General features: G+C 68.3%; 3 protein-coding genes. 2 read left to right on the forward strand and 1 reads right to left on the reverse strand.

Annotated features, from left to right (window positions below; all coding sequences use genetic code 11):
* Window positions 1-181 precede the first annotated feature (181 nt).
* Window positions 182-814 carry a glycerol-3-phosphate 1-O-acyltransferase PlsY gene (gene plsY, locus QZY48_RS27880; protein ID WP_295436896.1) on the forward strand — a complete coding sequence of 211 codons (633 nt, stop codon included), beginning with the start codon at window positions 182-184 and terminating at the stop codon, window positions 812-814.
* A 73-nt stretch (window positions 815-887) separates the two neighbouring features.
* The gene (locus tag QZY48_RS27885; RefSeq protein WP_295436898.1) at window positions 888-1,817 is read left to right on the forward strand and encodes an alpha/beta hydrolase; all 930 of its coding nucleotides are present in this window, start codon (window positions 888-890) and stop codon (window positions 1,815-1,817) included.
* Between the two features lie 207 nt (window positions 1,818-2,024).
* Here QZY48_RS27885 and tsaD read toward each other — a convergent pair whose 3' ends face one another.
* Window positions 2,025-3,059, reverse strand: coding sequence for a tRNA (adenosine(37)-N6)-threonylcarbamoyltransferase complex transferase subunit TsaD (tsaD, locus tag QZY48_RS27890; protein WP_100920843.1), 1,035 nt, complete (start codon window positions 3,057-3,059; stop codon window positions 2,025-2,027).
* Window positions 3,060-3,230 lie beyond the last annotated feature (171 nt).

Raw genomic sequence — 3,230 nt, forward strand, 5'->3', positions numbered from 1 at the left:
GTCGCCTCATCGGCGTAAAGCTCCCCACCAAGGGGAGCTTTGTTGGCGAAAACCAAGCCGTTTCCCCGGGCAGCCTCGTTGAAGCAGGAACTTAGCACTGAAGCTACCTATGCGTAGGTTTGGATAGGTCTAAGAGAACGGTCCTTGACCCGGTGCCGCTTCCCGGTTCCAATGGGCGTCCATGATTACTGCTGCCGCACTCGTCGTCACCGCCTACCTGTTGGGCTCCATCTCCAGCGCCATCATCGTCTGCCGACTGATGGGGTTGCCGGACCCGCGCACCCAGGGCTCCAACAACCCGGGGGCCACCAATGTCCTGCGCATCGGCGGGAAGAAGGCGGCGGCGATCACCCTGTTCGGGGACAGCTTGAAGGGGCTGATCCCGATGCTGGCCGCGCACCTGCTGGGGGTCGGCCCCGCGGTGCTGGCGATGACCGGGCTCGCGGCCTTCATCGGGCACCTGTTCCCGGTCTTCTTCGGCTTTCGGGGCGGCAAGGGGGTGGCGACCGCCCTGGGCGTGCAGTTCGGGCTTGGGGCCGCGGTCTTCGGGTTCTGGGTGCCGGTCGGCCTGCCGGTCGCCCTGATCTGGCTCTTCGTGGCGAAGGTCCTCAAATTTTCCTCGCTCGCCGCCCTGATCTCCATGCCCTTGGCCCCGCTCATCGTCTGGCTGATGGGCCTGCCGCCGGTGTTGATCGGGATGCAGTTGGTGATGACGGGCCTGCTGATCTGGCGGCACCGCAGCAATATCGAGAAGCTGCTCACCGGGCGCGAGGGTCGCCTGACGGGGCAGCCGGGCCCAGGCGACGAGGACTGATCGCGGTCTCGGACCGAAATTTTCCTCTTCCGGTGCTCCGGGCGCCCTGGGCCGCCGCAACCGAGGTCACGGTATGACAATCACTAACGGCGTCCTGCGCCGCGTTCGTGCCCAGTTCCCGTTCATCTGGCTCCTGGCCCTGCTGCTCTGGGGCGGGTTGGCCCTGGCCGATACCCAGGTCACGCCGCCGGCCTGTGAGATCGCCGCCGGGTCAGTGCCGCTGGACGGCGGGGTCGTCCACTACAGCCGCGCCGGTCAGGGGCCGACGGTCCTGCTGCTGCACGGGCTCTTCGCCCAAAAGGAGCAGTGGCACGCGCTGCTGTGTGCCCTGGCGGCGGCCGGTTTCGATGCGCTGGCACCCGACCTGCCGGGCTTCGGTCAGAGTACCGGGTTCCCCGTCACCGACTACGACCTGGAGCACCAGGTGGACCTGCTGCACCGGTTCATCGGCGGCCTGGGGCTGCACGAATTCGCCCTGGCCGCCAACTCCATGGGCGGGACCATTGCGGCACTCTATGTGCAGCGTCACCCGCGGGGCGTGCGCCGCCTGGCCTTCGTCGGCCCGCCGCTGGGGGTGGTGGACTGGGCGCCCGGGGTCCGCCAGGCGATCCAGGACGGGATCAATCCCTTCATTCCGATCGATGACGACCAGTTGGACCTGGAACTGCGCCTGTTGTTCGCCACGCCGCCGCCGGTCCCAGCGCCGGTCCGCGAGGCCCTGATCAAGGATTATGTGGCGCGCAACCGGCACTACCAGCAGGTCTGGGACAGCGTGAACCTGTACGACCGGGTGTTGGACCATCCGCTGAAGGTGTCGGTCCCGGTGCTGATCCTGTGGGGCGAGTCCGACGGGATCTACGCCGTGGCGGGCGCCCAGACACTGCACCGGCGCCTCCCCGGCAGTACCCGGATCACCCTGCCGGACGCCGGACACCTGCCCATGATGGAGCGCCCGGCGGAGACGGCGGCAGTGCTGATCCCCTTCCTGCGGGGCAGGAGGTAGGGTCCGCTGCGCGGACCGCAGCGATCTGTTCGGTGCCTAAGTAACGAGTCAAGTTCAAGTTAGACACGATCGTTGTCGTTGTCGTAATCGGAGAAGCGATGCACTTTGAGGTGCGAGAGAATCCGGGCGCCACGATAATCTCGATTACGACAACGACAACGACAACGACAACGACAACGACAACGACAACGACAACGAAAACCGTTCCTATGCCTCCCCCAACCCCGGCAGCGACTCCATCGCCCAGCGCGCCCGGGGCGCGAAGCTCAGGGGTTCGTGCTGGCCGGCGCGCAGCCGCTGCCAGCCGGCGTAGGCGATCATGGCCCCGTTGTCGGTGCACAGGGCCGGGCGCGGGTAGTAGGTCTCACCCCCGACGGCCGCGATGGCGCTGTCCATCTCCCGGCGCAGGCGCCGGTTGGCGCTGACCCCGCCGGCCAGGATCAGGCGGCGGTGCCCGCTCGCCTTCAGTGCCCGGCGGCACTTGATCACCAGGGTATCCACCACCGCGTCCTCGAAGGCGCGGGCGATGTCGGCGCGGGTCTGGGCGGGGTCGGCGGCGCCCGGGATCTCGTTGTGCAGGGTATTGAGCGCAAAGGTCTTGAGCCCGCTGAAGCTGAAGTCCAGTCCCGGGCGGTCGGTCATGGGGCGGGGGAAGCGGAAGCGCCGCGGGTCGCCCTGCTCGGCCAGGCGCGCCAGTTCCGGGCCGCCGGGGTAGGGCAGCCCCAGGATCTTGGCGGTCTTGTCGAAGGCCTCGCCGGCCGCGTCGTCCAGGGATTCGCCGAGGATGCGGTACTGGCCGACCCCGGCCACGTCCACCAGTTGGGTGTGACCGCCGGAGACCAGGAGCGCGACGAAGGGAAAGGCCGGGGCCGGGTCCTCCAGGAGCGGCGCCAGCAGGTGGCCCTCCATGTGGTGCACCCCGATCGCCGGCACCCCCCAGGCCCAGGCCAGGCTGCGCCCCAGGGCCGCGCCCACCAGCAGGGCGCCGATCAGCCCGGGACCCGCGGTGTAGGCCACCCCGTCGATCGCGCCCGCGGCCAGTCCGGCGCTCTCCAGCACCTCCCGGATCAGCGGCAGGGTCTTGCGCACATGGTCGCGCGAGGCCAGTTCCGGCACCACGCCGCCGTACTGGGCGTGGATCGCGATCTGGCTGTAGAGCGCGTGGGCCAGGAGCCCGCCGACCGAGTCGTAGATGGCCACGCCGGTCTCGTCGCAGGAGGTCTCGATGCCGAGGACGCGCATGGTTTGTTACTCCGGATTGCCGACAACCGAGCGGTCCCCGGATGGTATTGATGTTATGCCGGCCGGGGGCATGGGACAAGGGCGCCCGTGGCGGTGGGTGCGATCAGAACTGATGTGGTGACTGAGATCCCGGGTACGCTGTCGTTGTCGTTGTCGTTGTCGTAATCGAAA

It is taken from the genome of uncultured Thiodictyon sp., assembly GCF_903828115.1.
Classification (GTDB): domain Bacteria; phylum Pseudomonadota; class Gammaproteobacteria; order Chromatiales; family Chromatiaceae; genus Thiodictyon.

Bases quoted from the DNA above. Each gene is read 5' to 3' on its own strand.
- plsY (WP_295436896.1), top strand. From the start codon at position 182: ATGATTACTGCTGCCGCACTCGTCGTCACCGCCTACCTGTTGGGCTCC.
- QZY48_RS27885 (WP_295436898.1), top strand. From the start codon at position 888: ATGACAATCACTAACGGCGTCCTGCGCCGCGTTCGTGCCCAGTTCCCG.
- tsaD (WP_100920843.1), bottom strand. From the start codon at position 3,059: ATGCGCGTCCTCGGCATCGAGACCTCCTGCGACGAGACCGGCGTGGCC.